This is a genomic window from Nocardia sp. NBC_00881, from assembly GCF_045207455.1.
In the GTDB taxonomy this organism is placed as follows: domain Bacteria; phylum Actinomycetota; class Actinomycetes; order Mycobacteriales; family Mycobacteriaceae; genus Nocardia.
Genome location: NZ_CP108798.1, coordinates 6,996,252 through 7,020,448, shown reverse-complemented (window position 1 = coordinate 7,020,448; position 24,197 = coordinate 6,996,252). Strand labels below are relative to the sequence as shown.

27 protein-coding genes are annotated in these 24,197 nt (G+C 66.9%); 13 read left to right on the top strand and 14 right to left on the bottom strand.

Annotated features, from left to right (window positions below):
* The first annotated feature begins 21 nt into the window (after window positions 1-21).
* From OH799_RS29550 to OH799_RS29540, 3 genes are read left to right on the top strand one after another with little or no spacing between them, the layout of a single operon-like run.
* Window positions 22-363 carry a hypothetical protein gene (locus OH799_RS29550; protein ID WP_357265971.1) on the top strand — a complete coding sequence of 114 codons (342 nt, stop codon included), beginning with the start codon at window positions 22-24 and terminating at the stop codon, window positions 361-363.
* Window positions 360-707: a YbaB/EbfC family nucleoid-associated protein gene (locus OH799_RS29545; RefSeq protein WP_406270765.1), complete on the top strand. Its 348-nt coding sequence runs from the start codon at window positions 360-362 to the stop codon at window positions 705-707. The genes OH799_RS29550 and OH799_RS29545 overlap by 4 nt, the downstream gene beginning before the upstream one ends.
* A 26-nt stretch (window positions 708-733) precedes the next feature.
* On the top strand, window positions 734-1,978 hold the full coding sequence (locus tag OH799_RS29540; protein ID WP_406270762.1) for a primosomal protein: 1,245 nt from the start codon (window positions 734-736) through the stop codon (window positions 1,976-1,978).
* Between the two features lie 399 nt (window positions 1,979-2,377).
* Here the strand turns inward: OH799_RS29540 and OH799_RS29535 are convergent, their stop codons facing one another.
* Together OH799_RS29535 and OH799_RS29530 are read right to left on the bottom strand one after the other, a co-directional pair.
* Window positions 2,378-3,475 carry an adenosine deaminase gene (locus OH799_RS29535; RefSeq protein WP_357265977.1) on the bottom strand — a complete coding sequence of 366 codons (1,098 nt, stop codon included), beginning with the start codon at window positions 3,473-3,475 and terminating at the stop codon, window positions 2,378-2,380.
* 139 nt (window positions 3,476-3,614) lie between these two features.
* The gene (locus OH799_RS29530) at window positions 3,615-4,904 is read right to left on the bottom strand and encodes a thymidine phosphorylase (protein ID WP_406270758.1); all 1,290 of its coding nucleotides are present in this window, start codon (window positions 4,902-4,904) and stop codon (window positions 3,615-3,617) included.
* A 112-nt stretch (window positions 4,905-5,016) separates the two neighbouring features.
* Here OH799_RS29530 and OH799_RS29525 point away from each other — a divergent pair, with 112 nt between their 5' ends.
* On the top strand, window positions 5,017-5,262 hold the full coding sequence (locus tag OH799_RS29525) for a hypothetical protein (RefSeq protein ID WP_406270755.1): 246 nt from the start codon (window positions 5,017-5,019) through the stop codon (window positions 5,260-5,262).
* A gap of 9 nt (window positions 5,263-5,271) precedes the next feature.
* On the opposite strand, the gene OH799_RS29520 is transcribed toward OH799_RS29525, so the two are convergent.
* Window positions 5,272-5,673: a cytidine deaminase gene (locus OH799_RS29520; RefSeq protein ID WP_406270752.1), complete on the bottom strand. Its 402-nt coding sequence runs from the start codon at window positions 5,671-5,673 to the stop codon at window positions 5,272-5,274.
* A gap of 267 nt (window positions 5,674-5,940) precedes the next feature.
* Here OH799_RS29520 and sdhC point away from each other — a divergent pair, with 267 nt between their 5' ends.
* Genes sdhC through OH799_RS29500 form a run of 4 tightly spaced genes read left to right on the top strand, consistent with a single transcriptional unit; the run spans window position 5,941 to window position 9,345 of the window.
* Window positions 5,941-6,339: a succinate dehydrogenase, cytochrome b556 subunit gene (gene sdhC / locus OH799_RS29515; RefSeq protein ID WP_357265983.1), complete on the top strand. Its 399-nt coding sequence runs from the start codon at window positions 5,941-5,943 to the stop codon at window positions 6,337-6,339.
* A gap of 4 nt (window positions 6,340-6,343) precedes the next feature.
* Window positions 6,344-6,775, top strand: coding sequence for a succinate dehydrogenase hydrophobic membrane anchor subunit (locus OH799_RS29510; protein WP_327112926.1), 432 nt, complete (start codon window positions 6,344-6,346; stop codon window positions 6,773-6,775).
* A 15-nt stretch (window positions 6,776-6,790) separates the two neighbouring features.
* Window positions 6,791-8,572, top strand: coding sequence for a succinate dehydrogenase flavoprotein subunit (sdhA, locus tag OH799_RS29505; protein WP_406270747.1), 1,782 nt, complete (start codon window positions 6,791-6,793; stop codon window positions 8,570-8,572).
* Complete coding sequence (locus tag OH799_RS29500; RefSeq protein WP_357265987.1) at window positions 8,572-9,345, top strand: succinate dehydrogenase iron-sulfur subunit; 774 nt, start codon at window positions 8,572-8,574, stop codon at window positions 9,343-9,345. The genes sdhA and OH799_RS29500 overlap by 1 nt, the downstream gene beginning before the upstream one ends.
* Window positions 9,346-9,442: 97 nt before the next feature.
* On the opposite strand, the gene radC is transcribed toward OH799_RS29500, so the two are convergent.
* Both radC and OH799_RS29490 read right to left on the bottom strand, forming a co-directional pair.
* The gene (gene radC / locus OH799_RS29495) at window positions 9,443-10,120 is read right to left on the bottom strand and encodes a RadC family protein (protein WP_406270744.1); all 678 of its coding nucleotides are present in this window, start codon (window positions 10,118-10,120) and stop codon (window positions 9,443-9,445) included.
* A 131-nt stretch (window positions 10,121-10,251) separates the two neighbouring features.
* Window positions 10,252-10,455 (bottom strand): type II toxin-antitoxin system VapB family antitoxin, encoded by a 204-nt coding sequence (locus tag OH799_RS29490; protein WP_406270742.1) that lies wholly within the window; start codon window positions 10,453-10,455, stop codon window positions 10,252-10,254.
* Window positions 10,456-10,564: 109 nt separating this feature from the next.
* Between OH799_RS29490 and OH799_RS29485 the strand changes: the two genes are divergently transcribed.
* Together OH799_RS29485 and OH799_RS29480 are read left to right on the top strand one after the other, a co-directional pair.
* Complete coding sequence (locus tag OH799_RS29485) at window positions 10,565-11,098, top strand: DUF4396 domain-containing protein (RefSeq protein ID WP_406270739.1); 534 nt, start codon at window positions 10,565-10,567, stop codon at window positions 11,096-11,098.
* Between the two features lie 122 nt (window positions 11,099-11,220).
* Entirely contained in the window at window positions 11,221-12,120 is a 900-nt protein-coding gene (locus OH799_RS29480) for a phenylalanine 4-monooxygenase (RefSeq protein ID WP_406270736.1), read from the top strand.
* A gap of 81 nt (window positions 12,121-12,201) precedes the next feature.
* On the opposite strand, the gene OH799_RS29475 is transcribed toward OH799_RS29480, so the two are convergent.
* The gene (locus OH799_RS29475) at window positions 12,202-12,822 is read right to left on the bottom strand and encodes a TetR family transcriptional regulator (RefSeq protein WP_406270733.1); all 621 of its coding nucleotides are present in this window, start codon (window positions 12,820-12,822) and stop codon (window positions 12,202-12,204) included.
* Entirely contained in the window at window positions 12,812-14,326 is a 1,515-nt protein-coding gene (locus OH799_RS29470) for an MFS transporter (protein ID WP_406270730.1), read from the bottom strand. Before OH799_RS29470 ends, OH799_RS29475 begins: the two co-directional genes overlap by 11 nt.
* A 129-nt stretch (window positions 14,327-14,455) precedes the next feature.
* On the opposite strand from OH799_RS29470, the gene OH799_RS29465 reads away from it, so the two are divergent.
* Window positions 14,456-15,733 carry a D-alanyl-D-alanine carboxypeptidase family protein gene (locus OH799_RS29465; protein ID WP_406270727.1) on the top strand — a complete coding sequence of 426 codons (1,278 nt, stop codon included), beginning with the start codon at window positions 14,456-14,458 and terminating at the stop codon, window positions 15,731-15,733.
* 87 nt (window positions 15,734-15,820) lie between these two features.
* On the opposite strand, the gene yhjD is transcribed toward OH799_RS29465, so the two are convergent.
* The 3 genes from yhjD to OH799_RS29450 are packed head-to-tail and all read right to left on the bottom strand — an operon-like array spanning window position 15,821 to window position 18,877.
* Entirely contained in the window at window positions 15,821-16,852 is a 1,032-nt protein-coding gene (yhjD, locus tag OH799_RS29460) for an inner membrane protein YhjD (RefSeq protein ID WP_406282713.1), read from the bottom strand.
* Between the two features lie 39 nt (window positions 16,853-16,891).
* Window positions 16,892-17,923 carry a tryptophan--tRNA ligase gene (trpS, locus tag OH799_RS29455; RefSeq protein ID WP_406270724.1) on the bottom strand — a complete coding sequence of 344 codons (1,032 nt, stop codon included), beginning with the start codon at window positions 17,921-17,923 and terminating at the stop codon, window positions 16,892-16,894.
* Window positions 17,924-17,944: 21 nt separating this feature from the next.
* The gene (locus OH799_RS29450; RefSeq protein WP_406270721.1) at window positions 17,945-18,877 is read right to left on the bottom strand and encodes an oxygenase MpaB family protein; all 933 of its coding nucleotides are present in this window, start codon (window positions 18,875-18,877) and stop codon (window positions 17,945-17,947) included.
* A 401-nt stretch (window positions 18,878-19,278) separates the two neighbouring features.
* Between OH799_RS29450 and OH799_RS29445 the strand changes: the two genes are divergently transcribed.
* Window positions 19,279-19,923 (top strand): TetR/AcrR family transcriptional regulator, encoded by a 645-nt coding sequence (locus OH799_RS29445; protein WP_406270718.1) that lies wholly within the window; start codon window positions 19,279-19,281, stop codon window positions 19,921-19,923.
* 9 nt (window positions 19,924-19,932) lie between these two features.
* Here OH799_RS29445 and OH799_RS29440 read toward each other — a convergent pair whose 3' ends face one another.
* Genes OH799_RS29440 through OH799_RS29430 form a run of 3 tightly spaced genes read right to left on the bottom strand, consistent with a single transcriptional unit; the run spans window position 19,933 to window position 21,697 of the window.
* On the bottom strand, window positions 19,933-20,424 hold the full coding sequence (locus tag OH799_RS29440; RefSeq protein WP_406270715.1) for a barstar family protein: 492 nt from the start codon (window positions 20,422-20,424) through the stop codon (window positions 19,933-19,935).
* Window positions 20,424-20,921 carry a ribonuclease domain-containing protein gene (locus OH799_RS29435; protein WP_406270712.1) on the bottom strand — a complete coding sequence of 166 codons (498 nt, stop codon included), beginning with the start codon at window positions 20,919-20,921 and terminating at the stop codon, window positions 20,424-20,426. Before OH799_RS29435 ends, OH799_RS29440 begins: the two co-directional genes overlap by 1 nt.
* Window positions 20,918-21,697: an exodeoxyribonuclease III gene (locus OH799_RS29430; protein WP_406270709.1), complete on the bottom strand. Its 780-nt coding sequence runs from the start codon at window positions 21,695-21,697 to the stop codon at window positions 20,918-20,920. Before OH799_RS29430 ends, OH799_RS29435 begins: the two co-directional genes overlap by 4 nt.
* 62 nt (window positions 21,698-21,759) lie before the next feature.
* Here OH799_RS29430 and OH799_RS29425 point away from each other — a divergent pair, with 62 nt between their 5' ends.
* Window positions 21,760-22,677: an alpha/beta fold hydrolase gene (locus OH799_RS29425; protein WP_406270706.1), complete on the top strand. Its 918-nt coding sequence runs from the start codon at window positions 21,760-21,762 to the stop codon at window positions 22,675-22,677.
* Between the two features lie 234 nt (window positions 22,678-22,911).
* On the opposite strand, the gene OH799_RS29420 is transcribed toward OH799_RS29425, so the two are convergent.
* On the bottom strand, window positions 22,912-24,174 hold the full coding sequence (locus OH799_RS29420; RefSeq protein WP_406270703.1) for an acyl-CoA dehydrogenase family protein: 1,263 nt from the start codon (window positions 24,172-24,174) through the stop codon (window positions 22,912-22,914).
* Window positions 24,175-24,197: the final 23 nt, after the last annotated feature.

Genomic DNA, 24,197 nt, shown 5'->3' with positions numbered 1-24,197 from the left:
TCATGCCAGAAAGGACAACGCATGACCGGACCGCAGGTCCCCAACGTCACGGTGGCGAGCAGCAGCAACCGGTCCGGCACCATCTCGGTGCGGGCGACCGATCAGGGCATGCCGGTGGAAATCAAATTCGAGCGAAGCGAATACCGTTACGGTGCGCAGTCTCTCGCCAACGAGATCCTGCGGCTCACCCAGCGCTCTGCTATCGCGGCGCGGGCGCGACGGCGCGAACTGCTCGCCGAGGCGGGCATGCCCGCGGACATTCTCGATCGGCTCGGCCTGCCCACCCGTCAGCAGGCGGTGGACGAGCTGGACCGGATCGATGACGCGGACACGGGACCCACGAGCTGGATGAGGCCGGTATGAGTGCGGAAATGGACGCCTTGGTCGCGTCGGCGACCCAGAAGCTCGAAGCGCTGGAGGCGGCGCTGTTCGGCCTGAAGCAGGTGCGCGGACAGTTCACCAGCGAGGACGGCTCGGTCGGCGTCGAGGTGAACAGCGACGGTGCGCTGGTCGGTCTCAGCTTGGCGGAGTCGGTCACGTCGTTGTCGCCCGCCGAGGTCGGACAGCTGATTGTCTGGGCGTGCAGGCGGGCCGCCGAGGATGCCGGCACGCAGCGCTCGAAGGTCGTTGCAACACTGAACGAGTCATTCGTTCCGGCCGGGCAGGAGCCCGGAGGAACAAATGGGGGCGGGCCGGATAGTGCCTGACGCGGAAGGTCGATAGGCTTCCGCTCATGGCTTCTGGAGACATCGTCCCGATCGAGCTCGGCCTGACCGACGGCGATCTCGTCACCCTGTGGGCACCGCGCTGGCGAGACGGTGACGACGAGTGGGAGGCGTTCCTCGGGCACGAGGACTCCCTCTACGGTTTCGACTCCGTTGCGGAGCTGGCCGCGTTCATCCGCACCAACTCCGACAACGACCTAGTCGACCATCCGGCATGGAAGGTCGTCGCCGGCCTCTCGGCGGTCGAACTGGAGCCGGAGGAGGACTTCACCTTCGACCTGGTCGCGGTGCCGGAACTGGCTGCGGGCGATCCCGACGTGGACACCATCGCCGAGCTGGAGGACACCCTCGGCATGGTGCGCAACATCGGCGAGGTCTGCGAGCTGGAGACGGTGACCAAGTTCTTCGGTTCGCACCCGGTGCTCGGTGCCCTGCCCGGCGGGGTCAGCGCATTCGTCGGGCGCGACGGCGAGGAGCTGTGGGACCAGATCGGCGCTGCCATCGCCAAGGGCTGGGACGACGTCCTGGACGCCATCGACTCCGTGGTCCAGACCCCGGAGGTGGACGCAGAGGCGGTCGCTGTCGCGGAGGCCGAGCTGCTCGCCGCCGAGGAGAACGTGGTCGACGCCGACGACGCGTCCGACAGCGAGGAGGACGAGGAGTTCGAGTCCGTCGACCTCGACGAGGAAGACGAGGAGGAGGACGAGTCGTTCTGGAACGAGGTCGGTATCGACCCGGTCAAGATCGTTACTTCCGAGGGCAGCTTTTTCACACTGCGCTGTTACCTCGATGACGAACCGATCTTCCTCGGTGCGAAGCGGTCGATCACGGTCTTCTCCTCCGAGCGCGCGCTGGCCCGCTATCTCGCCGACGACCATGAGCACGACCTGGTCAGGGTGAGCACATTCGCCGACGTGCAAACCGCAGCGGTCGACGGCTCCCTCGAGGTCGAGGTCACCGACGAGAATGTCTACGTGCTGCCCGGCCTGGCCGACGACCTGGCCGAGGGGCCGGAGGCGGTCGACATCGAACAGCTCGACCTGGCGGTCGAACTATTCACCGACGCCGCCGACTACGCCGAAGACGACACCGTCGAGCAGGCGCTGGCGCAGTCCACTCCACTCGGCTGGTACATCTCCTACCTGCTGAACCCGGACCCGACCCGGATGGCGCCCAACCCGCCGTTCACCGCCGAGGCGCAGGCCTGGCGCGAGCTGGAACGCAATCTCGAGTCCCGGCTCGACCAGCAGTAGGCGGCTGCCTCGCCTTCGCTCGACTCGGCGCAGCCTGATGACGGACACGATCCGACTGTGTCCGACATCCGGCTACCTCCGCCTCCGCTCGCCCCGGCGCAAGCTTCGGGCGGATATGGTCCGACGTGTCTGACATGCGGCTATCTCCGACTTGCTCGACCCGGCGCAAGCTCCGCGCGGGCATGGCGCACCAATGCTGCGGTTGCCGCCTCACCGCAGCTACTTGGCGCGACCCCTGCTTCCGAGCGCAGCGAGACCGAGCATTGCCCGTTCGCGGCCCGGCTCGCGTCCGAGCGACCGAAGCGCATGCGACGCAGTCGCCAGTCTCGGTCGCTCGGACGCGAGCCAAGAGGGGGCCGCGAACACGCAGCGCCGCAGGCGCTGCAAATTGAACACGAGCTATCCGATCAGCACGGCGTATCCGGGCTTGATGATGTCGTCGATGATGCGCAGCCGCTCAGGGAACGGGATGAATGCCGATTTCATGGCATTGATGGTGAACCGCTCCAGATCACTCCAGCCGTAACCGAATGTCTCGACCAGCTTGAGCATCTCCTGGCTCATGCTGGTGTCACTCATCAGCCGGTTGTCGGTGTTCACCGTGACACGGAAGCGCAGCCGGGCAAGCAGGTCGAACGGATGCTTGTCCAACGAAGGCACGGCGCCGGTCTGCACGTTCGACGAAGGGCACAGCTCCAGCGGAATACGCATGTCCCGCACGTAGTTCGCCACCAATCCGAGCCGCGCGTCCTCGACCGCGCCTGGTGCGCTGATGTCGTCGGTGATCCGCACGCCGTGACCGAGCCGGTCGCACCCGCAGAACGCGAGCGCCTCGTGGATGGAGGGGAGCCCGAATGCCTCGCCCGCGTGGATCGTGAAGTGCGCGCTGTTGGCGCGCATGTACTCGAACGCGTCGAGGTGCCTGCTGGGCGGGAAACCCGCCTCCGCGCCCGCGATGTCGAAGCCGCCGACGCCGCGGTCGCGGAAGCGCACCGCCAGCTCCGCGATCTCCCGCGAGCGCGCCGCATGCCGCATGGCGGTGAGCAGGCAGGTCACCACAATGGTGTGGCCCTGCTCCGCGGCGGCCGCCTCGCCCTCGCGAAAACCGGCGAGGGTGTGGTCGACCACCTCGTCCAACGTCAGCCCGCGCTCCAAGTGCTGCTCGGGAGCGAAGCGGACCTCGGCGTACACCACGCCGTCGGCGGCGAGGTCCTCGGCGCATTCACGGGCGACCCGGCGCAAACCCTCCGGGGTCTGCATCACCGCGACGGTGTGCGCGAAGGTCTCCAGATACCGCTCCAGCGAACCACTGTCGGCCGCGTCGCGGAACCAGGCGCCGAGCGCGGTCGCGTCGGTCGCGGGTAGTTCGTCGTAGCCGCAGGTCGCGGCGAGCTCGAGCACCGTAGCCGGCCGCAGACCACCGTCGAGGTGATCATGCAGCAGCGCTTTGGGTGCTTGGCGGATCGAGGCGAGAGTCAGAGGCATCGGTCCAGTCATGTATCGACGGTAGCCGCATCACGCCGAAACGGCAGCGAACTCCTACGTGGCAACTATCTCGTCGCCGATTCGACTCGGCCCGGTTCACAACGGGACACCGAACCGACCGGCACCGCCCCGGCGCCACGCCGGGCGCGGATCAAGCTCCGATTCGTCCGAGGACCAGCGGGGCGGGCGAGGGCGTGGCGGCGGCCTCGACGGTGACGGCGGCGCGCAGGGCTGCCGAGGCGCCCGCGAATGCCGCCGGGGTATCCGTGTGCATGGTGAGCATCGGCTGTCCCGCCGACACGGAATCGCCTGGCTTGGCATGCATTTCGACGCCCGCGCCGAACTGGACCGGGTCGCCCTGCCGCGCGCGGCCCGCACCGAGCCGCCAGGCGGCGAGGCCGACGCCCAGCGCGTCGAGCCGGGTCAGCACACCATCGCTCTCGGCCCGGACGGTCTCGGTGTGCTTCGCGATGGGCAGCGGCGCGTCCGGCTCGCCGCCCTGGGCGCGAACCATCGCGCGCCAGTGGTCCATCGCCTTGCCGTCGGCGAGCACATCAGCGGGATCGATCTCCAGTCCGGCCAGCGCCACCATCTCGCGCGCCAGGGTGAGCGTCAGCTCGACGACGTCGGCGGGGCCGCCGCCCGCGAGCACCTCCACCGATTCCGCCACTTCGAGTGCGTTGCCCGCGGCGCGGCCGAGCGGGGTGTCCATGGCGGTGAGGAGCGCGACCGTCCGCACGCCCGCGTCGGTGCCCAGTTCCACCATGGCCGTGGCCAGTTCGCGCGCGCCGTCGAGGGTCTTCAGGAAGGCGCCGGAGCCGACCTTGACGTCGAGCACCAGCGCCGCGGTGCCCTCGGCGATCTTCTTGCTCATGATCGAGCTGGCGATCAGCGGGATCGATTCGACCGTGCCCGTAACATCGCGCAGGGCATAGAGCCGCTTGTCCGCCGGTGCGAGGTCCGCGCCCGCCGCACAGACCACCGCGCCGATGCCCGGGTCCGCCAGGATGTCGCGCATCCGCGGCACCGCCACGTCCGCCTGCCAGCCGGGAATGGCCTCCAGCTTGTCCAGCGTCCCTCCGGTGTGCCCGAGCCCGCGCCCCGAGAGCTGTGGCACGGCGGCGCCACACGCGGCGACCAGCGGCGCCAGCGGAAGCGTGATCTTGTCGCCGACCCCGCCGGTCGAGTGTTTGTCCACCGTCGGGCGCGGCAGATCGGTGAAGTCCATGCGCTGCCCCGACGCGATCATCGCGGACGTCCACCTGGCCGTCTCGCTCCGCGTCATACCCCGCCACACGATCGCCATGGCCAGCGCGGACATCTGCTCGTCGGCGACCTCGCCGCGGGTGAACCCGTCGATCACCCAGTCGATCTGCGCGTCGGACAGTTCCCCTCCGTCGCGCTTGGTCGTGATGATCGAAACCGCGTCCAGTGCCGTCACATCCGTCAGTCTGGCACGAGCCGACGCGGATCCTTGACTCTTACCGGTGCATCGGTCAGCCAGCCCTCACCGCATCATTCGGGCGAGGTTGGGGAAGCGATGACACACGCACATGGACCAGCGGACCTCGGGCTCGAGCCCGGAGCGCCGATATCCGGAAGGCTGCGGCGTGACTCGGCTCGCGCTGACGCGACGGATGACCGGCCTCGAAATATTGGCTGGCCGAGCCCGCGGCAATTCGCTCGGACGAAGCTCGACCCTCATCGTGGAGCGACTCGGCATTCCGCCGATTCCCTTTCTCGACGTCACCATGCCCGCCGACGCCGACATCGACGCGGCGCTCGAGACCGACTGCTGACCACTCGGCTCACATCTGCCCCGCGTCCAGGTCGTCGGGTCCGAAGGCATCCGGAAGAAGCGCGCGCAGCGGCACCGCTCCGGCCTGGTGATCGACCAGGAGTTCGGCGCCGCCGTGCTCATAGAGCAATTGACGGCAGCGACCACAGGGCATGAGGATTTCACCGCGGGAATCGGTCACGGAGATCGCCAGAAGACGTCCTCCGCCACCCGCAATCAAGTTACCGATCAGTACACATTCGGCACACAGGCCCAATCCATATGAGACATTCTCCACATTGCAACCGCTCACAATTCGGCCATCACTACTGAGAGCGGCGGCGCCGACCGGAAACCGCGAGTACGGCGCATAGGCGTTATGCATAATTTGAATAGCGTTGTCACGCAAGACATTCCAGTCTATTTGCGACACGGGGAACCCCTCTCGGACCGAGCCGAACATGGCCGCGCGAGGGCCACGAAAGAACCCCGCGCACATCGAGAAAGGTAAACCTAACCCGGCCGGTTGTCGCGCAACGCACGGCACTCCGAATTAGTTCCGGCATTGCGAGAGGATTAGAGTCCACAACAGATCGGTTCAGGTTCCCTTCGGCGGGTCGGAGTGCAGCCACCTGGGCATTCGCCCCCCAACGCGGCCTGCAACCGGGTCCATCAACGACGTTGGAGGCGACCGCACGCTATGACCACGATTGAAGCTCCGGCCCAGCCGAAGCGGAAGACGCTGTACCGAGGCGACCCCGGAATGTGGTCATGGGCATTGCACCGGATCACCGGCGTCGCCATCTTCTTCTTCCTCTTCGTCCATGTCCTGGACACCGCGTTGGTGCGGGTCAGCCCTGACACCTACAACGAGGCGATCGAGATATACAAGAACCCGCTCGTCGCTTTGATGGAGATGGGCCTTGTCGTCGTCGTGCTGTTCCACGCGCTCAACGGCGTCCGCGTGATCCTGGTGGACTTCTGGTCCAAGGGCCCGAAGTACCAGCGCCTGATGCTCTGGATCATCCTCGCGATCTGGTTCCTGCTGGCGGTTCCCGCGATCGGACGCCAGTTCTTCTACCTGTTCACGGAGCACTGACACAATGACCGCACCTGTCATCGGGAAGTCGTACGACCGTCCGGCCAGCCTGGATCTTCCCCGCTCGCCGCGCGCCCGCTCGAGCAACAACTTCGAGAAGTACGCGTGGCTGTTCATGCGCTTCTCCGGCCTGCTGCTGATCGTGCTCGTGCTCGGCCATATGTCGATCATGCTGCTGCTCGACGGCGGCGTGAAGCGCCTCAACTTCGCCTTCGTAGCCGGTCGCTGGTCCAGCCCGTTCTGGCAGTTCTGGGACCTCACCATGCTGTGGCTCGCCCAGCTGCACGGCGGCAATGGGCTGCGCACCGTGATCGCGGACTACTCCCGCAAGGATTCGACCAGGTTCTGGCTGAACACGCTGCTGGCCATCTCGATGATCCTGATCATGGGCGTGGGCACCTACGTCATCTTCACCTTCGACCCCAACATCAGTTAGGAACAGGCCACCTCGATGATTGAATCCCGGATTCAGGAGCATCGCTACGACGTCGTGATCGTCGGGGCGGGTGGCGCGGGTATGCGCGCCGCTATCGAGGCGGGTCCGCGTGTTCGGACGGCGGTGCTGACCAAGCTGTACCCGACCCGCAGCCACACCGGCGCCGCGCAAGGTGGCATGTGTGCCGCGCTGGCCAACGTCGAAGAGGACAACTGGGAGTGGCACACCTTCGACACCGTCAAGGGTGGTGACTACCTGGTCGACCAGGACGCCGCGGAGATCATGGCCAAGGAGGCCATCGACGCGGTGCTCGACCTGGAGAAGATGGGCCTGCCGTTCAACCGCACGCCCGAAGGCAAGATCGATCAGCGCCGCTTCGGCGGCCACACCCGCGACCATGGCAAGGCCCCGGTCCGCCGCGCGTGCTACGCCGCCGACCGCACCGGCCACATGATCCTGCAGACGCTCTACCAGAACTGCGTCAAACACGACGTGGAGTTCTACAACGAGTTCTACGTGCTGGATCTGGTGCTCACCGACACCGAACGCGGCCCGGTCGCCACCGGCGTCGTCGCCTACGAGCTGGCCACCGGCGACATCCACCTCTTCCATGCCAAGTCGATCGTGTTCGCCACCGGCGGCTCGGGCCGGATGTACAAGACCACCTCGAACGCGCACACGCTGACCGGCGACGGCATGGCGATCGTGTTCCGCAAGGGTCTGCCGCTGGAGGACATGGAGTTCCACCAGTTCCACCCGACAGGTCTTGCCGGGCTCGGCATCCTGATCTCCGAGGCGGTCCGCGGCGAGGGCGGCATCCTGCGCAACGCCGACGGTGAGCGCTTCATGGAGCGCTACGCCCCCACCATCAAGGACCTCGCGCCGCGCGACATCGTTGCCCGGTCGATGGTGCTCGAGGTGCTGGAAGGCCGCGGCGCGGGGCCGAACAAGGACTACGTCTACATCGACGTGACCCACCTCGGCGAAGACGTGCTCGAGGAGAAGCTGCCCGACATCACCGAGTTCTCCCGCACCTACCTCGGTGTCGACCCGGTGAAGGAATTGGTGCCGGTGTTCCCGACCTGTCACTACGTGATGGGCGGCATCCCGACCCGGATCCGCGGCGAGGTGCTGCGCAACAACTCCGACATCGTGCCCGGCCTGTACGCGGCGGGCGAGTGCGCCTGCGTCTCGGTGCACGGCGCCAACCGGCTCGGCACCAACTCGCTGCTGGACATCAATGTATTCGGTCGCCGGGCGGGCATCGCCGCCGCGGAGTACGCGCAGCGCAGCGACTTCGTGGATCTGCCGGAACAGCCGGCGCAGATGGTGCAGGACTGGCTGGCCATGCTGCTGAGCGAGCACGGGAACGAGCGGGTGGCCGACATCCGCACCGAGCTGCAGCGCTCGATGGACAACAACGCCTCGGTTTTCCGCACCGAGGACACGCTCAAGCAGGCCCTCACCGACATCCACGCGCTCAAGGAGCGCTACGCGCGGATCACAGTGCAGGACAAGGGGAAGCGGTACAACAGCGATTTGCTCGAGGCCGTCGAACTCGGCTTCTTGCTGGAGCTGGCCGAGGTCACCGTGGTCGGTGCGCTCAACCGCAAGGAATCGCGCGGCGGCCACGCCCGCGAGGACTACCCGGACCGCGACGACGTGAACTTCATGCGGCACACGATGGCCTACAAGGAAGTCGAGCCGGGATCTCCTCCGGAGCTTGTTTCCGAGATCCGTCTCGACTTCAAGCCGGTGGTGCAGACCCGTTACGAGCCGATGGAGCGTAAGTACTGATGACTGCTGTAGCCGAAGCACCCGCGACACAGGCTCCCGCACCGGTCCCCGAGGGCTCGGTGATGATCACCGTCAAGGTGGCCCGGTTCAACCCGGAGGACGACAAGGGCGCGCACTGGGAGTCCTTCCAAGTACCGGTCCTGACGACCGACCGCTTCCTGAACGTGCTGATCTACATCAAGTCCTACCTGGACGGCACGCTCACCTTCCGCCGCTCCTGTGCGCACGGTGTCTGCGGTTCCGATGCGATGCGTATCAACGGCGTCAACCGGCTGGCGTGCAAGGTGCTGATGAAGGACATGCTGCCCAAGGGCGGCAAGTCGATCACGGTCACCGTCGAGCCGATCCGCGGACTGCCCGTGGAAAAGGACCTCGTGGTGAACATGGAGCCGTTCTTCGACGCGTTCCGCGCCGTCAAGCCCTACCTGATCACCACGGGTAACGAGCCCACGCGCGAACGCATCCAGAGCCAGGCCGACCGCGCCCGGTTCGACGACACCACCAAGTGCATCCTCTGCGCCTGCTGCACCACCTCCTGCCCCGTGTACTGGAGCGACGGCAGCTACTTCGGCCCGGCCGCGATCGTGAACGCGCACCGCTTCATCTTCGACAGCCGGGACGAAGCCGCCCGCGAACGCCTCGACATCCTCAACGATGTCGAAGGCGTCTGGCGCTGCCGCACCACCTTCAACTGCACCGACGCCTGTCCCCGCGGTATCGAAGTCACCAAGGCCATCCAGGAAGTCAAGCGCGCACTGCTGTTCACCCGCTGACCTCCCTGATCTCGACAACGAAGGCCGCCTCCCTCTTTCGATGGTGGCGGCCTTCGCTCTCGCGCCAGGGTTGCTCAGTCCACGGTGAACCTACCCGTCAGCACCCTGCCAACCCGGACGCGCTGGCCCATTCCTCTCCCGCGATCACCACATGGTCGAGGAATCGCAGACCCACCGTGTGGGCGGCGTCGGCGAGAAAGGTCGTGGCGCGTCGGTCGTCCACGCTGGGGGTCGGGTCGCCCGAGGGGTGGTTGTGCACCACGGCGAAGGCGCGGCCGTCGTGCCGCAGGACGGTGTTCATGATCTCCCGCACCGGGACGGCGACCTGGTCGACGGCGCCTTCCGCGACGAACACCTTGCGCCGCAACCGGTTCTGCGCATCGCACACCAAGACGAGTAGCCGCTCCACCCGCGCGCCGGCGAACAGCGGCCGGGCGGCCGAGGCGACGTCGGCGGGAGTGGCCAGCCGGATCGGCGGATCCCCTCCGGCCCGCGCCCGCGCGCCCAGGTGAAACGCGGCGATGATTGCGGACGCCTTCGCCACGCCGACCCCGGCTCCGCGTGACAACTCTTCCGGACGCGCCGCCGCCAACCCCGCGAGCCCCCCGTGCTCGACCAGCAATTCCACTGCCAGATCCAATGCACTCGCGCCACGCCTGCCGTGCCGCAGCAACAGCGCCAGCAACTCCACATCGGTGAGCGCTTGCGGCCCGAGCGCCACCAACCGCTCCCGCGGCCGCTGCGCGGCAGGCACATCGACAAGAGAGACCGCCATAATTCCACCCCTCGACCGCATCAACAGTCCCTCGGATTCTGCCAGCCCCCACCGACACATCACGCGCACACGATCTGCGGTGCCGTGGGTTCCTCCCACCGCCCGGCAGTAGGCTGCGTGGCCCGCGGCGGCTATCGGTCGACTATTACCGCCTCCGGCTCGGGTAGGTCGAAGAAAGCGTTGGCAGCCAGCTTTTCGAGGTGGTGCAGCTGGCGCTCGTGCACGACGATTCGGCGCAGAGCCTCGTTGACGGTGGCGTGACTCGTCGACGTGCCCATGATGGCGGCCGCGTCGTCGAGTAACTTCTGGTCGAGATCGATCCGCACGGATTTCATGCGCCCTCCTTCATCCTTTCGTTATCTTGCGGCACGAGGCCCGCTCATGTCTGGCAAATCGCGAACTCCATCTTCCGCACTCATACCTTACAGGGGTATAGTACTTCGCATGGAGCACAGGTACGAGGGGTCCAGAGAAGACGTTTCCCACTCCGCGCAGGCAACGCACACTGCCGAAGACCATGCTGGACGGTACGCTCCGGCTACCTGGCGGATGGCGGCCGCGGCGACACTGCACTGCCTGACCGGCTGTGCCATCGGCGAGATTCTGGGCATGGTGATCGGCACCGCGCTGGGCTGGAACAACGCCTCGACGATGGCCCTGGCCATCGTGCTGGCGTTCCTGTTCGGCTACGCGTTCACCATGCGCGGCGTGCTGCGGGCGGGGCTGCCGTTAGCCGCCGCCGTCACCACCGCGCTCGCGGCCGACACCGTGTCGATCACGGTCATGGAGATCGTGGACAACGCCGTGATCCTCGCCGTCCCCGGTGCCATGGACGCCCATCTGGACAGCGCGCTGTTCTGGGCCACCCTCGTGTTCTCCCTCGCGGTGGCGTTCGTACTGACCACCCCGGTGAACAAGTGGATGATCGGGCGCGGCAAGGGACACGCGGTGGTGCACTCGCTGCACGCCCACCACTGATCAGAGCCCGTCGAGCTACGACGTCCGCCGGAATCTCATGGAAATGCCCGTTCAGCTAGGCAATGTGCCCAGTTGAACGGGCTTTTGTTGTCGGAAGCGCCGAGCGGTGCTTGCATCGAGGGATGTTCAGTGAGGCTCAGTTGTACTCGCCGGTGACCCGCACCGGCGAGGGTGATGTGAAGGTGCACCTGAGCGACGAACATCCCGGCGTGCACGACTCGGACTATCAGGCACGGCGCAACGCTATCGCTGCACTGGCGCTGAACTACACACCAGGCTCACCGCTTCCTCACATCACCTACACCGATGAGGAACAGCAGGTATGGCGCATCGTGTCCGCCGAACTCGCCCGCAAGCACCGCACATACGCCAGCGCGGAGGTGCTCGCGGCCGCCGAAGCGCTCGCTCTGCCGAACGATCACATTCCGCAGTTGGACGAGGTGTCCGCAGCGCTCGCGCCGCTCAGCGGGTTCCGCTATGTCCCGGCCGCGGGCCTGGTACCGCTGCGGGAGTTCTTCGGCTCATTCGCTGATCGGATCTTCCACTCCACGCAGTACATCCGGCACCACTCGGCACCGCTGTACACCCCGGAGCCAGATGCCATCCACGAGATCATCGGGCACGCCAACCAGATCGCCAGCCCCCGGTTCGCCGCCGTCTATGCCGAGGTCGGCGCCGCCGTGGGGCGACTGAGCAGCGAAAGCGCGCTGAAGTTCCTCGCCAACGTGTTCTGGTTCTCGATGGAATTCGGCGTTGTCCGCGAAGGCGACGAGATCCGTTGCTACGGGGCAGGTTTGCTGTCCTCCTACGGCGAGATCGAGGAGTTCCGGCACGCCGAGCTGCGCCCCCTCGACGTCGCCGAAATGGGCAGCGCGGTCTACGACATCACCCACTACCAGCCGACCCTCTACTGTGCGGAGTCGATCGCTGAGATCGAGGACGTGATCGGCGGCTTCTTCGCGACGGTGACCGACGAGACCCCCGAACGCCTGAGGCACGCGAGCACCGCCGAGGCGCAGTAGGCTCGCGGGCGGATTCCCCGCGTTCGGTCTGCGGGACCGGCGACGACTGCTCCCGGCGACGTACTCCGACCAGTCGAATCCTCAGTCCCGCCCCGCCTCGGGACCCGGGCCGAGCGGGAGCCCCGCGGCAAGGAAATCCAATGTGTGCGTGATGTTCTCGACATTCATCGGCGTCATCCGCGAGATGGCCAAGGCGGCGCCCGCCATCGCGCCCGCCGCCACCCGCACCTCGAAGTCATCGGGCGATCGGCCGACGTGTTCGGCCATCAGACCCGCAATGAGATCGATGCTGCGCACGATCTCCAAACCGATAGCCGACCGCAGCTCCGGCACGTGGTACAGCAGCGCCTGCCGCTCCTGCTCGAAGGCCAGCTCGGCGGCAGGCAGCGTCCCGAAGACCTCGACCACCGCGTTGCGGAAAGCGGCCATCGGCGAGATGTCGCGCGGCTGGCGCCGCAGCGCCTCGAACAACAGCGGATCGAGATCGTCGGCGAGTACCAACTGCTCTTTGGTCGGGAAGTAGCGGAAGAAGGTGCTCGGCGAGACATCGGCGACCGCGGCGATCTGCTCGATGGTCGTCTCGTTGTACCCCTGCTCGCGGAACAGCCGGAATGCCTCCATGCGAATCGTGCGGCGAGTCCGTTCCTTCTTCCGCTCGCGCAGACCCTGCGCCGTCCCGTTCGCGGGTATCTCAACCGACATGCATCGATTCTGCCGTACCAGGCTCCCGCGCCTCCGCAGGTCGCTTCGAGCGGATGAACACCACCGCGACCGCGGCCGAAAGCAGGCAGAGTGCGGCACAGGCCCACAGCATCGCGCCCATCCCGCCGACGAACGCGCTCTGCACCTGCTGCAGCATCGACGGATCCCCGAGCTTGTGCGCGGTCGCTACTCCCGCGTTGACGCCGTCGGCGATCGGATCGCGGTTCAGTTCACCCAATTCCGAGCGGTACCGGGTGGACAGGACGCTGCCGAGCACCGCGACGCCGATGGTGCCGCCGGCCTGGCGCAGCGCCTGCAGCAGCGCGGACCCGGACCCGGACCGCTCCGCGGTCAGCTCGCCCATCGCCAGGCCCATGGCCGCGGGCATCACCAGACCCATCCCCGCGCCGAGCAGCGTTATCCACAGCGCGGTGCGCCCGTATCCACTGTCCACAGTGGTCAGCGCGCCCAGTGTGAGCGAGCCCGCGAGCAGTGCGAATCCGATTGTGAGCACCACACGGATACCTAGTTTCGGCAGCGCCCGGTCCACGAGCCTGCTGCCGACCAGCAATCCGCCGATCAGCGGAAGCAGCCGCAGCCCGCTGCCGAGTGCGTCCACGCCGAGCACCGCCTGGAAGTATTGCGGAACGGTGAAGAACATACCGAACATGGCGAAGTTCACCATGATGGAAAAAGCAGTACCCCACCGGAATCCATCGGTAGCGAAGAGCGCGAGGTCGACCAGCGGCTGCGCGGTCCTGCGCTGCCACGCTGCGAACGCGCCGAGCAATAGCGCTCCGGCCAGGACAATGATCCAGGCAGGGCCGTCGCCCCATCCTTCCTCGCCGATCCGGATGAAGCCATACGTGAGTCCGAGCATGCCTGCTGCCGACAGCACGACGCCGGGCAGATCGATACGGAAGCGGTGGGCGCTGCGCGATTCCGGCACCAGCACGGCGACGGCGACCGCGCCGATCACCACCATGGGCACGTTGATCAAGAACACCGAGCCCCACCAGAAGTTGCGCAGCAGCCAACCGCCCACGATCGGGCCGAGCGGCAGTCCGATCGCGATCGAGGTGATCCAGATGGTGAGCGCGCGCTGCCGTTGGGCTGGCTCGGGGAACATCGCGGGCAGCACCGACATCGACAGCGGCATCATGGCCGCCGCCGCGATCCCGAGCACGACACGCGCTGCGATGAGCTGACCAGCCGAGGTGGACACGGTGCAGGCGATCGACGCGGCTCCGAACAGCAGTAGCGCGGCAAGCAGGAACTTCTTGCGACCGTAGCGGTCGCCGAGCGCGCCGGCGGGCAGCATCACGGCGGCCAGCGCCAGCGTGTACGCACTGCTGAACCACTGCAGCGCGGAGGTATTCGCGTTCAGGTCGACGGCGAGCGTGGGCAGCGCCACGGTCAGCACCGTGACATCGAGCCCAATCGTGAGCATCGCCACCGCCAGCGCGCCGAGGGCAAGCCAGCGACGGGTCGAGTCGGTCTTCATGAAGGCCTCCATAAATGAAAGTTACTAGTTTTTGATAGTAGCTGCCATTTAGTATTAACTGTCAATGTGTTGGCAGTAATCTGACTCGCGTTCGGCCGCCGGGCCGATCGCTCGCTAGGCTCACTGCCGATGAAGATCAGGGAGTTCCGTCGCCGCGCCACGCTCTGCGTCGGCGCCGTGCTGGCCGTCGCCGCGATCGGGGCGGCGGCCACGCCCTCGCTCGCCGCGCCGAGTACGACAACGCCGTTCGCCACCCCGAACACCGACGGCTGCCCGCAGAAGACGCAGCCGCCCGCGCCGATCGACGAATCCGAGGTACCCGCCCCCGGACAGCCGACACCGACACCGCTGCCGGTCCCCACACCCGCGGTCGGCGGCGCCCGACTCGGCGACTGCGGTGTGGTGCTGCCACCAGGCGCGGCGGCGGTGCCCCAGGACATTTCGGCGACGGCCTGGGTCGTGTCCGACCTGGACACCGGCGAGGTGCTGGCGGCGAAGGACCCGCACGGACGCTACCGGCCTGCCAGCACGATCAAGGTGCTGCTCGCCACGGTGGCACTGCGGACGCTGGATCTGAACAAGGTGGTGGTCGGCACGCAAGCGGACGCCGATGTCGACGGCACCAAGGTCGGTATCGGTTCCGGCGGGGTCTACACCAATCGACAGCTGCTGCAGGCGCTGATCATGGCCTCCGGCAACGACGCGGCGCACGCCATCGCCGCCCAGCTCGGCGGCGACGCTGCCACCGTCGCGAAGATGAACGAAGTGGCGAAGTCGCTGCGCGCCTGGGATACTCGCGCGGCCAGTCCCTCCGGCCTGGATGGCCCCGGCATGAGTACCTCAGCCTACGACCTGGCCCTGCTGTTCCGGGAGGCCATGACAATTCCGCTGTTCGCCGAGCTGATCCACACCGAGCAGGTCGACTTCCCCGGCTATCCGGCGGACCCGAGGATCCCCGGAGATACCGACCACCCCGGCTTCCTCATAGGCAACGACAACCACCTGCTCTACAACTATGAGGGCGCCCTCGGCGGCAAGACCGGGTTCACCGACGACGCCCGGCAGACGTTCGTCGCCGCCGCCCAGCGTGACGGCCGTAGGCTCGCCGTCACTTTGCTGAAGGCCGATGTGCTCCCGCTGCGCCCGTGGGAACAGGCGGCCCGTCTGCTCGACTACGGCTTCGCGCTCCCCCGCGGCACATCGATCGGCGACATGCACGAGACCACCGTCCAGTCCACGGAGACCGACGTGGCTCTCGCCGCACCACCCGCGAGTGGGAGTGGATATTCCGCCGCGCCCCCTGCGGAAGACCGGCGTGTCAGTACCAGAACCCTGCTGATCGTCGGCGGCATCGTCGTAATTCTTGCCCTGCTGGTCGGCGCGCGACAGGCCAAACGGCGGCGGTAGTCCGAGCATGCGGACGGTGTCCACCCGGCCCTGAAAGGGGCCGAAAGGCCGATATCGGAATCCCGCGCCGATCACGGGATGCGTTGGTCAGCGGCGACCAGGCGGTCGACGCAGTCCCGAAAGCGCCAGGGCCGCAAGTGCACCCGCGCCGAAGAAGGCGGCGCCTACTCCCACGGACACGTCGCGGGCGCTGACCCGCGGCGCGATGACGGCGGGACCGGGCGCGGGGACGTCGGCCTCGGGTTCGTTCTCGGCGGCGGTGGCGGCCCAGGCGGTGGCGAACAGGATGATGCGGTAGGTGATGTAACTGAACACCATCAGACCGATGATCGAGCCGAACGTGGCGCCCGCGGGACTGCTCAGCACGGAGTGCAGATAGATCGAGGCGACGATCTTGAACACCTCGAACACCGCCGCGGCCAGTGCCGCCGCCTTGGCCGCACTGGCCAGCGTGACCGGCTCGCGCGGCAGCCGTGCGATGATCCAGGCGAAAACCGCCCAAGAGGCCAGGAACCCGAGCAGGATCGACGCCAGCGCCAGCAGCAGCCGGGCGCCGGGCAGATTGCCGAGACCCAGGGTGCTGAGCAGCTGCGCCCCAAGGGTGCTCGACGCCAACGCCGACAGACCCAGCGAGACGACGAACGCGAGGCCGAGGCCGATCAGCGCGCCCAGATCCGAGAATTTGGTCATCAACCAGTTACCGTCCGGGCTCTTCTGCTCCCATTGCTCGGTGAGCGCGGCCCGCAGGTGGGTCATCCAGCCGAGACCGGTATAGAGGCCGGTGAGCAAGCCGAGGGTGCCGACTGTCCGCCGCGATTCGACCGCCCGATCGACCAGGTCGTTCAGCTGAGTGCCGAATGAGCCCGGGATGTTGTCGACGATCTTGGCCCGTAGCTCGCCGAGCAGTTCCGGATCGCTGTACAGCACGACGCCTGCGATCGAGAAAGCGACCATCAACAGCGGAAACAACGACAGGACAGTAAAATACGTGATTCCTGCCGCGTAGTAGTCACCGCGCTGTCGCTGATATCGTCCGCCAGCCCGCACCAAGTGATCCAGCCACGGCAGCACTTGCACCCGGCGTTCGATCCCGGCCTTGATGTTGTCGATCACCTGCACCATTCGCCCCTTCGAACAAGAGACCTCGCAGGCGCCGCCCTAGCGACCCAGTAGGCCGACCCGGTCGTAGACCTGTGCGAGGGTGTTGCCGGCGATCTCGCGCGCCCGCTCCGCCCCGGCGGCGAGGATGCGGTCGAGTTCGCCTTGATCCGACAAGTACTCTTGCACTTTCGCGCGCAACGGCGTGACGAATTCGGCCAACGCGTCGGCGACGTCGGCTTTCAAATCGCCGTAGCCCTTGCCCTCGAAATCCTTTTCCAGCGTGACAATCGGCGCGCCGGTCAGGGAACTCAGGATCACCAGCAGGTTACTGACGCCCGGCTTGCGCTCCAGGTCGTAGCGGATCTCGCGTCCGGTGTCGGTGACCGCCGATTTCACCTTCTTGGCGGTGACCTTCGGATCGTCGAGCAGGTTGATCAGGCCCGCGTCGGAGGCGGCCGACTTGCTCATCTTCGCGGTCGGGTCCTGCAAGTCGTAGATCTTCGCCGTGCCCTTGACGATGTGCGCCTCCGGCACCACGAACGTCTTCTTGAATCGAGTATTGAAACGTTGGGCCAGGTTTCGGGTCAGCTCCAGGTGCTGGCGCTGGTCTTCGCCGACCGGGACCTGGTGGGCGCGGTAGAGCAGGATGTCCGCGGCCATCAACACCGGGTAGGTGAACAGGCCTACGGTCGCGTTCTCCGCGCCCTGCTTCACCGACTTGTCCTTGAACTGGGTCATCCGACTGGCTTCGCCGAAACCGGTGACGCAGCTGAGCACCCAGGTCAGCTCGGCGTGCTCGGGTACCTGGCTTTGCACGAACAGGGTGGACTTCTTCGGGTCGATGCCGAGCGCGAGCAGCTGTGCGGCGGCGGCCCTGGTGCGCGCCTTCAGCTCCTTGGGATCCTGCGGCACCGTGATCGCGTGCAGGTTCGGGATGAAGTACAGCGCGTCGTAGTCGTCCTGCATGGTCACCCAGTACTGCAGCGCGCCAAGGTAGTTGCCGAGATGGAAGGAGGAGCTGGTCGGCTGGATCCCGGACAGGACCCGCTGCTTGCGTTCAGCGGCCGGGGTTTGCGCAGGACTGGACATACCCCGATCTTCGCATGGGGCTCAAGCCGAATTTCGCTGCACCCAGTTGCGCGGATCGATACCTGGCATGCTCGGCCGCCCGGTGCCGGCCAGTTCGTGTTCGCGCTTGGAGAGCAGTTTGTAGACCGGCGCGCTCGGCCCGGCGAGCGCGCCGCGCAGCACCGGGGGCACCAGCGGGAACGACACGTGCGCGGTGCGGACCGCCCGCGACAGCGCCCGGTAGGCGACCTCGTCGGCAACACCCCAGCGCATCCCGTACATCCGGCGAATCCGTGGCGGCAGGCTGCCCTGTACCAGCAGGTAGAACGCGGAGGTAACGTGTTGCAGCGGCACACCCTGCGCGTAGGGCACACGCTGTCCGGCCAGGTAGGAGCCGACCAGCCGCGCCTCGTCGGTGAGGAACAGCTCATCGGAGGCGAGGTAGCCGTCGAAGAACGCGCGGAACTCACGGTAGCTGCCCGGCGCGGCGTCCGCGGGCATGCCGAACAGCTCGCCCCAGCGCAGGTAATCCTGGTAGAGGCCCTCGCGTTCGCCATCGGTCATGGTGCGCACCAGCAGCTCGTAAGTCACCTCGGCGGAGTCGAAGGTGAAGGCCATCGTCATGAACATCAGATGTGGATCGAGCGCGGAGTAACCGGTGCCCGCCGGATGGCGTGGGCCCGCGTCCTCCGGCAGCGCACCGCGCACCCTGGCGTGCTTCTTCGTGGTGAAGGCCAGCGCGCGGTCGGCCTCGGCCTTGCTGCCGAGGAACACGGCCTCGAACAGATGCCCGGTCAGTGCGAGCCTGGTGTAAGGCGTCATCCGATGCTCGGTGTTCTCCGCGGTACCGACGTAGAGCAGTGGATGCACCGCCCCGACGACCAGGGCGCGCAGGCCGTACGTGACACCTACCGCGCGCTTGCTCATGACTCGCCGAATCATGGAGTGGTCACTGAAATAGCCGGGCTCGGACATCGTCGCCTCCTCATCGAGAGCATCTGGCAACAGCATCCACCAGATTTACATTTCTGGCAATACTCCCTACCAGAAATGAGACCGCAACCTGACCTGCCCACGCCACCGGCCATCGCGCCCGTTCGTAGCCGGCCGCCACCGCACAAAAATCACAGTGCGCAGATCAATGCTGCTGCGTTTGCCTCGCATACGACCACCCCGGCCCCACCCCGGCTTCCGAGCGAAGCAAGACCGAGCATTCCCCGTTCGCGGCCCGGCTCGCGTCCGAGCGGCCGCCGCGTCCGCGACGAAGTCGCCAGCGGCGGTCGCTCGGACGCGAGCCAGAAGGGGGCCGCGAACACGCCGCGCCCGCGCGGCCGAAAACACAGCCCGTGAAAACGCCGCGCCGCAGGCGCTGCAGAATGAACACCGTGACCGTGCAGCGGACCTACGGGGGCATCTCGGCGCAGCAGCGCCGGGCGCAGCGGCGCGCGGCGCTGCTGGAGGCCGCGCTGGAGATCGTCGGGACCGAGGGGCTGGCGAAGCTGACCGTCTCCGGGCTGTGTGCACAGGCCGGGCTCAACGAGCGGTACTACTACGAGAATTTCGCCGGCCGTGACGCCGTGCTGGCGGCGCTGATCGACGGGATCGCGGAGGAACTCGCGGCCGCGATTGTCTCGGCGGTGCGCACCGCACCGCCGGACACCCGCGCGACCGCGCACGCCGCCATCACCGCGGGCGTGCATCTGCTCACCGACGACCCACGCAAGGCGAAGGTCGCACTGATCGCGGGCATGGCGACGCCGGAGCTGCGCGTTCGCACCACCGAGACCGTGCGGGTATTCGCGCGGATGGTGGCCGCGGAGGGCATCGACTTCTACCGGATGAGCGACGCTGCCCCCGATCCCGCGATCGATTTCCGCGCCATGTACCTGGTCGGCGGATTGGTGCAGACGCTGACCGCCTGGCTCCATGGCGATCTGGACCTCACCCGCGACGAACTGATCGAACACACCGTCGACGTGTTCGTGCTGCTTGGCGAGGATCTGGCCGACAAGCTGACGTAAGCGCGCACGTCACAGGCGCAGCGTTACGTCCTGAATGTCGGGCGCGTCCCCCTGCAGCACTACACGGAAAGCCACCTCGCGCCGAGACCAGTAGGCCGCGCAGTCGCGCATGGCTTCGGCGAACCAGTCTCGCTCGACCAGCTCGTCGGCGAGCAGCTCGGCCGAGTCGCGGACCGCGGCAATATATCCGGGCGCGTCCCCGATGAAATCGTCCAGGTCACGGAGGCATTCGTCGAAGGCGTCCTTGTTCTCGCCGAAGTAGTACGGGAACTGGAACACGGCGGCGAACTCGTCGAAGACACCCCCGGTGGTGCGCATCTTCGCGCCGCGCAGCTCGCGCACCAGGTAGCCGGAGGGCACCTTGTCTCGCAGCCCACTGAACTCGGCGGCGTCGCCCGCGAAGGCACCGAGCGTGGGTGGCGCGGACCGAGCGGGAGCATGCTCGGCGCCATCGCCGACAGGACGGGCAAGGAACTGCGACAACGTGACCGATTTCGGCATCAGCGCATCCTCGTGAAGCTCTTGTAGTGGTCGCCCGTATACCAGGCCGAGCCGTCACTGCCGGTGACAATGCGTTCGGCGTCCCGGGATCGGCCGGGCTGTTTCGGATTGACGTCCCATTCCTGATAGGTGATGGGTTTACCGGATGCGTCCGAGGCGGGCAGGTCGCCACCGCGGTTCATCCAGCGTTCGCCCCCCTTGGTGCCAGGGGAGTTCGCCGAGTCGGGCCAGCGGCCCGCATCGATCTCACGCAGGGTGGTGTAGGCGCGGTCCGGGACGCCGGGCGCCTGGGTTACCGGCGACACGGACGATCCGCGTGGGCCGGTGGCCCCGGCTGCGGAGGTCTGCACCGTGGTGGCGCGAGCGGTCGCGACGATGATGGCTGCGGTGTTCTCATCGCCGCCGCCGCGCAGCGCGAGCACCACGACGACCACCAGTGCCAGCGCGACCGCGCCGAGCACGGCGAGGGCGCGAAGCACCTTCGGCGAGAGGCTCATCGGTACTGCACCGTGACGGGCGCGTGGTCGGACCAGCGCTGGTCGTAGGTGGCGGCGCGTTCCACCACCGCCTGCTTGGCGCGTGCGGCGAGATCGCCGCGGGCCAACTGGTAGTCGATGCGCCAGCCCGTGTCGTTGTCGAAAGCGCGCCCGCGGTAGGACCACCAGCTGTACGGTCCCTCGACCTCGGGATACAGCCTGCGCACGACGTCGACATAGCCCGCGGCGAGCATCTCGTCGATCCAGGCGCGCTCCTCGGGCAGAAACCCGGCCGACTTCAGGTTGCCTTTCCAGTTCTTCAGATCGAGCTCGGTGTGCGCGATGTTCCAATCCCCGCTTACCACGAAATCGCCGGTACGCGCAGTCATGGAAACACCTAGTTCGCCCAGGAAGCGGTACTTCTCGTCTTGGCGCGCGGTGCCCGCTTCCCCTGTGTGCACATACACGCTGGCTACGGTGACGTGGTCGAAGTCCGCCTCGAGGTAGCGGCCGGATGCTCCGAACTCGCTGCTGCCGAAGCCGATTCGTACCGCATGCGGCGCACGCCGGGACAGGATGCCGACACCGGCGCGCCCTTTGGACTCCGGCTCGGCGTGCGACAGCCACCACCCGGCATCGAGCGCGGGCGCCAGCGCGGCCCTGACCTGTTCGTCAGTGGCGCGTGTTTCCTGCACACAGACGATGTCGGCCTCGGTGGCCGCGAGCCAAGCGAGCATGCCTTTGCCGGTTGCCGCGCGGACACCGTTCACGTTCACTGTTGAGATGATGTACGGCACTACACGACCGTACAATGCTGGTCAGATGAACTCCCCCGGACACCGCCGTCCAGGAAGGGGTGATGACGATGTCGTCTGACACCTCCAAGTCCTCCTCTGCCGCCGATCGCTCCGGCACCGCCCCGCGAAAGACCGTCACGCACGGTTCCGCCGCTGAACCCCGGCCGATCAAAGCGCTGCACCTGGGTTCCGGCGACCCGCTGCTATTGCTACACGGCTTCATGCTGTCGCCGCATTGCTGGGAGCAGACCGCGGCGCGGCTTTCGTCGCAGTGCGAGGTCTTCGCGCCCACGCTCGCGGGTCACTGGGGCGGCGCGCCCGCGGACGACTGGTCGGTCGACGTGCACGCGCTCGCCGACCGGATCGAGGATCAGCTCGACGATCTCGGCTGGCGCACCTGCCATATCGCGGGAAACGCGCTCGGCGGCTGGGTCGGCGTCGAACTGGCCCGCCGCGGCCGGGCCCGCACGCTGACGCTGATCGCGCCCGCCGGTGGTTGGCACACGCCCTCGCTCACCCAGCTGCGGGTCAGCCTGAAGTTCCTCGCGCTGGTTCCGTTCGTCGAAATCGCCAAGCACCTGGGCGGATTCGCGGTGAACAACCCGATCGCCCAACGCATCGCCCTGCTCGCGCTGAGCAAGAACGCCGCAGCGGTATCGCGGCGCGACACCGCGGCCGCCATCGCCGCAGCATTGCACTGCCCTGCCATGATTCCGATGATTCTCGGCAGCATCCGTTCGCCGGAGCAGGAAGATCTATCCACCCTTCAGACGCCGGTCCGGCTGCTCCTGTCGGAATACGACCGGGTCATCCCCAATCGCGTCTACGCCCGCCGCTATCTGAAGGAACTCCCGGAATCCGCCGACCGCATCCTGGTCAACGGAGTCGGCCACGTGCCGATGCTGGAGGCACCGGACCGCATCGCCACCCTCATCGCCGAACACGTCTACGCCAGCCGGAATCGTCTGCGCGCTGTGTAGTCGGCCGCGCGGGCGCGGCGTGTTCGCGGCCCCCTGATGGCTCGCGTCCGGGCAATGCTCGGTCTCGCTTCTCTCGCACGAAAGTTACGGTGGCCAGGGCTGCTGGTGACCACTAGTAATGATGGGTCGCCCGGGCTTTGCCTGGTAGCCCACGGGTGGGACCTGGGTTGTCAGGCGGGTTGGTCGTTTCGGGACAACCAGCACGATACTTCCGGACGCGCCCGGTCCCGGGCACTACTGCGCGAGCAGGCCCTTGGCGATGTGCGTCACCTGGATTTCGTTGCTGCCCGCGTAGATCATCAGCGACTTGGCGTCGCGCGCGAGCTGTTCCACGCGGTAATCGGTCATATAGCCGTTGCCGCCGAACAGCTGGACCGCCTCCATGGCGACCTCGGTGGCAGCCTCGGACGCGTACAGCTTCATCGCGGAGGCCTCGGCGAGCGTCGGCGGCTTGCCTGCCCTCCCTCGTTCGAGGGTGTTGAACACCATGTTCTGCACGTTGATCCGCGCGATCTCCATTCTCGCCAGCTTCAGCTGGACCAGCTGGAATCGTCCGATCTCCTGGCCCCAGAGCTTGCGACTCGCGGCGTATGCCAGGCAGAGCCGGTGGCATTCGTTGATGATGCCCAGCGCCATGAAGGCGACGCCGATGCGCTCGGCGGTGAAGCTGGAACGGGCGCTGTCCCTGCCGTCGCCGCTCGTATGCTCCTCGGTCTCACCGAGTAGCCGGTCCCGACCGACCCGCACGTTGTCGAAGAACAGCTCACCGGTCGGCGAGGAGTGCAGTCCCATCTTCCGGAACGGCTTGCCCTGGCTGAGGCCTTCCATGCCCTTGTCGAGCACGAAGGTGAGCACCTTCCGTTCGCGCTTGTCGCCGCCCGCGCCGTCGTCGAGTTTGGCGTAGACGATCATCACGTCGGCGTAGGGCCCATTGGTGATGAAGGTCTTCCGCCCATTGAGGATGTAGTCCGCACCATCGCGCTTGACGTAGGTCTTCATGCCACCGAACGCGTCCGAACCGGAATCCGGTTCGGTGATCGCCCACGACACGACCTTCGTCATGGTGACGATATCCTTCAGCCAACGCTCTTTTTGCGCAAGCGTGCCACGCGACATGATGGTGGTGGCGGCGAGCCCGATGCTCACGCCCATTGCGGTGACCAAGCCCATGCACACCCCGGACAGTTCGCCGATCAGCACCGCCATCACCGACTCCTGCCCGGCGAATGGACTTGCGCCGAAAGCCTTCTCCTTCTTGTCCGGCTTCGTCTCGCCTGCGGCGGCGGCTGCCTCGCGTGCCCGCTGCTCAGCCAGCATCTTGTCCACGGCCTCGCCGCCCAAGGTGTCGATCCCGAACTGGCTGAACAGTTTTCGGATGATCAGGTACGGCGGCAGTTCGCCGCTGTCCAGCGCGTCCAGATTGGGGCGGATCTCCCTGTCGATGAACGCCCGGACGGCATCGCGGATCAGCACATCGGTCTCGGACCATTCGAACATCGTCGTTGTTCTCCTAACGTTCC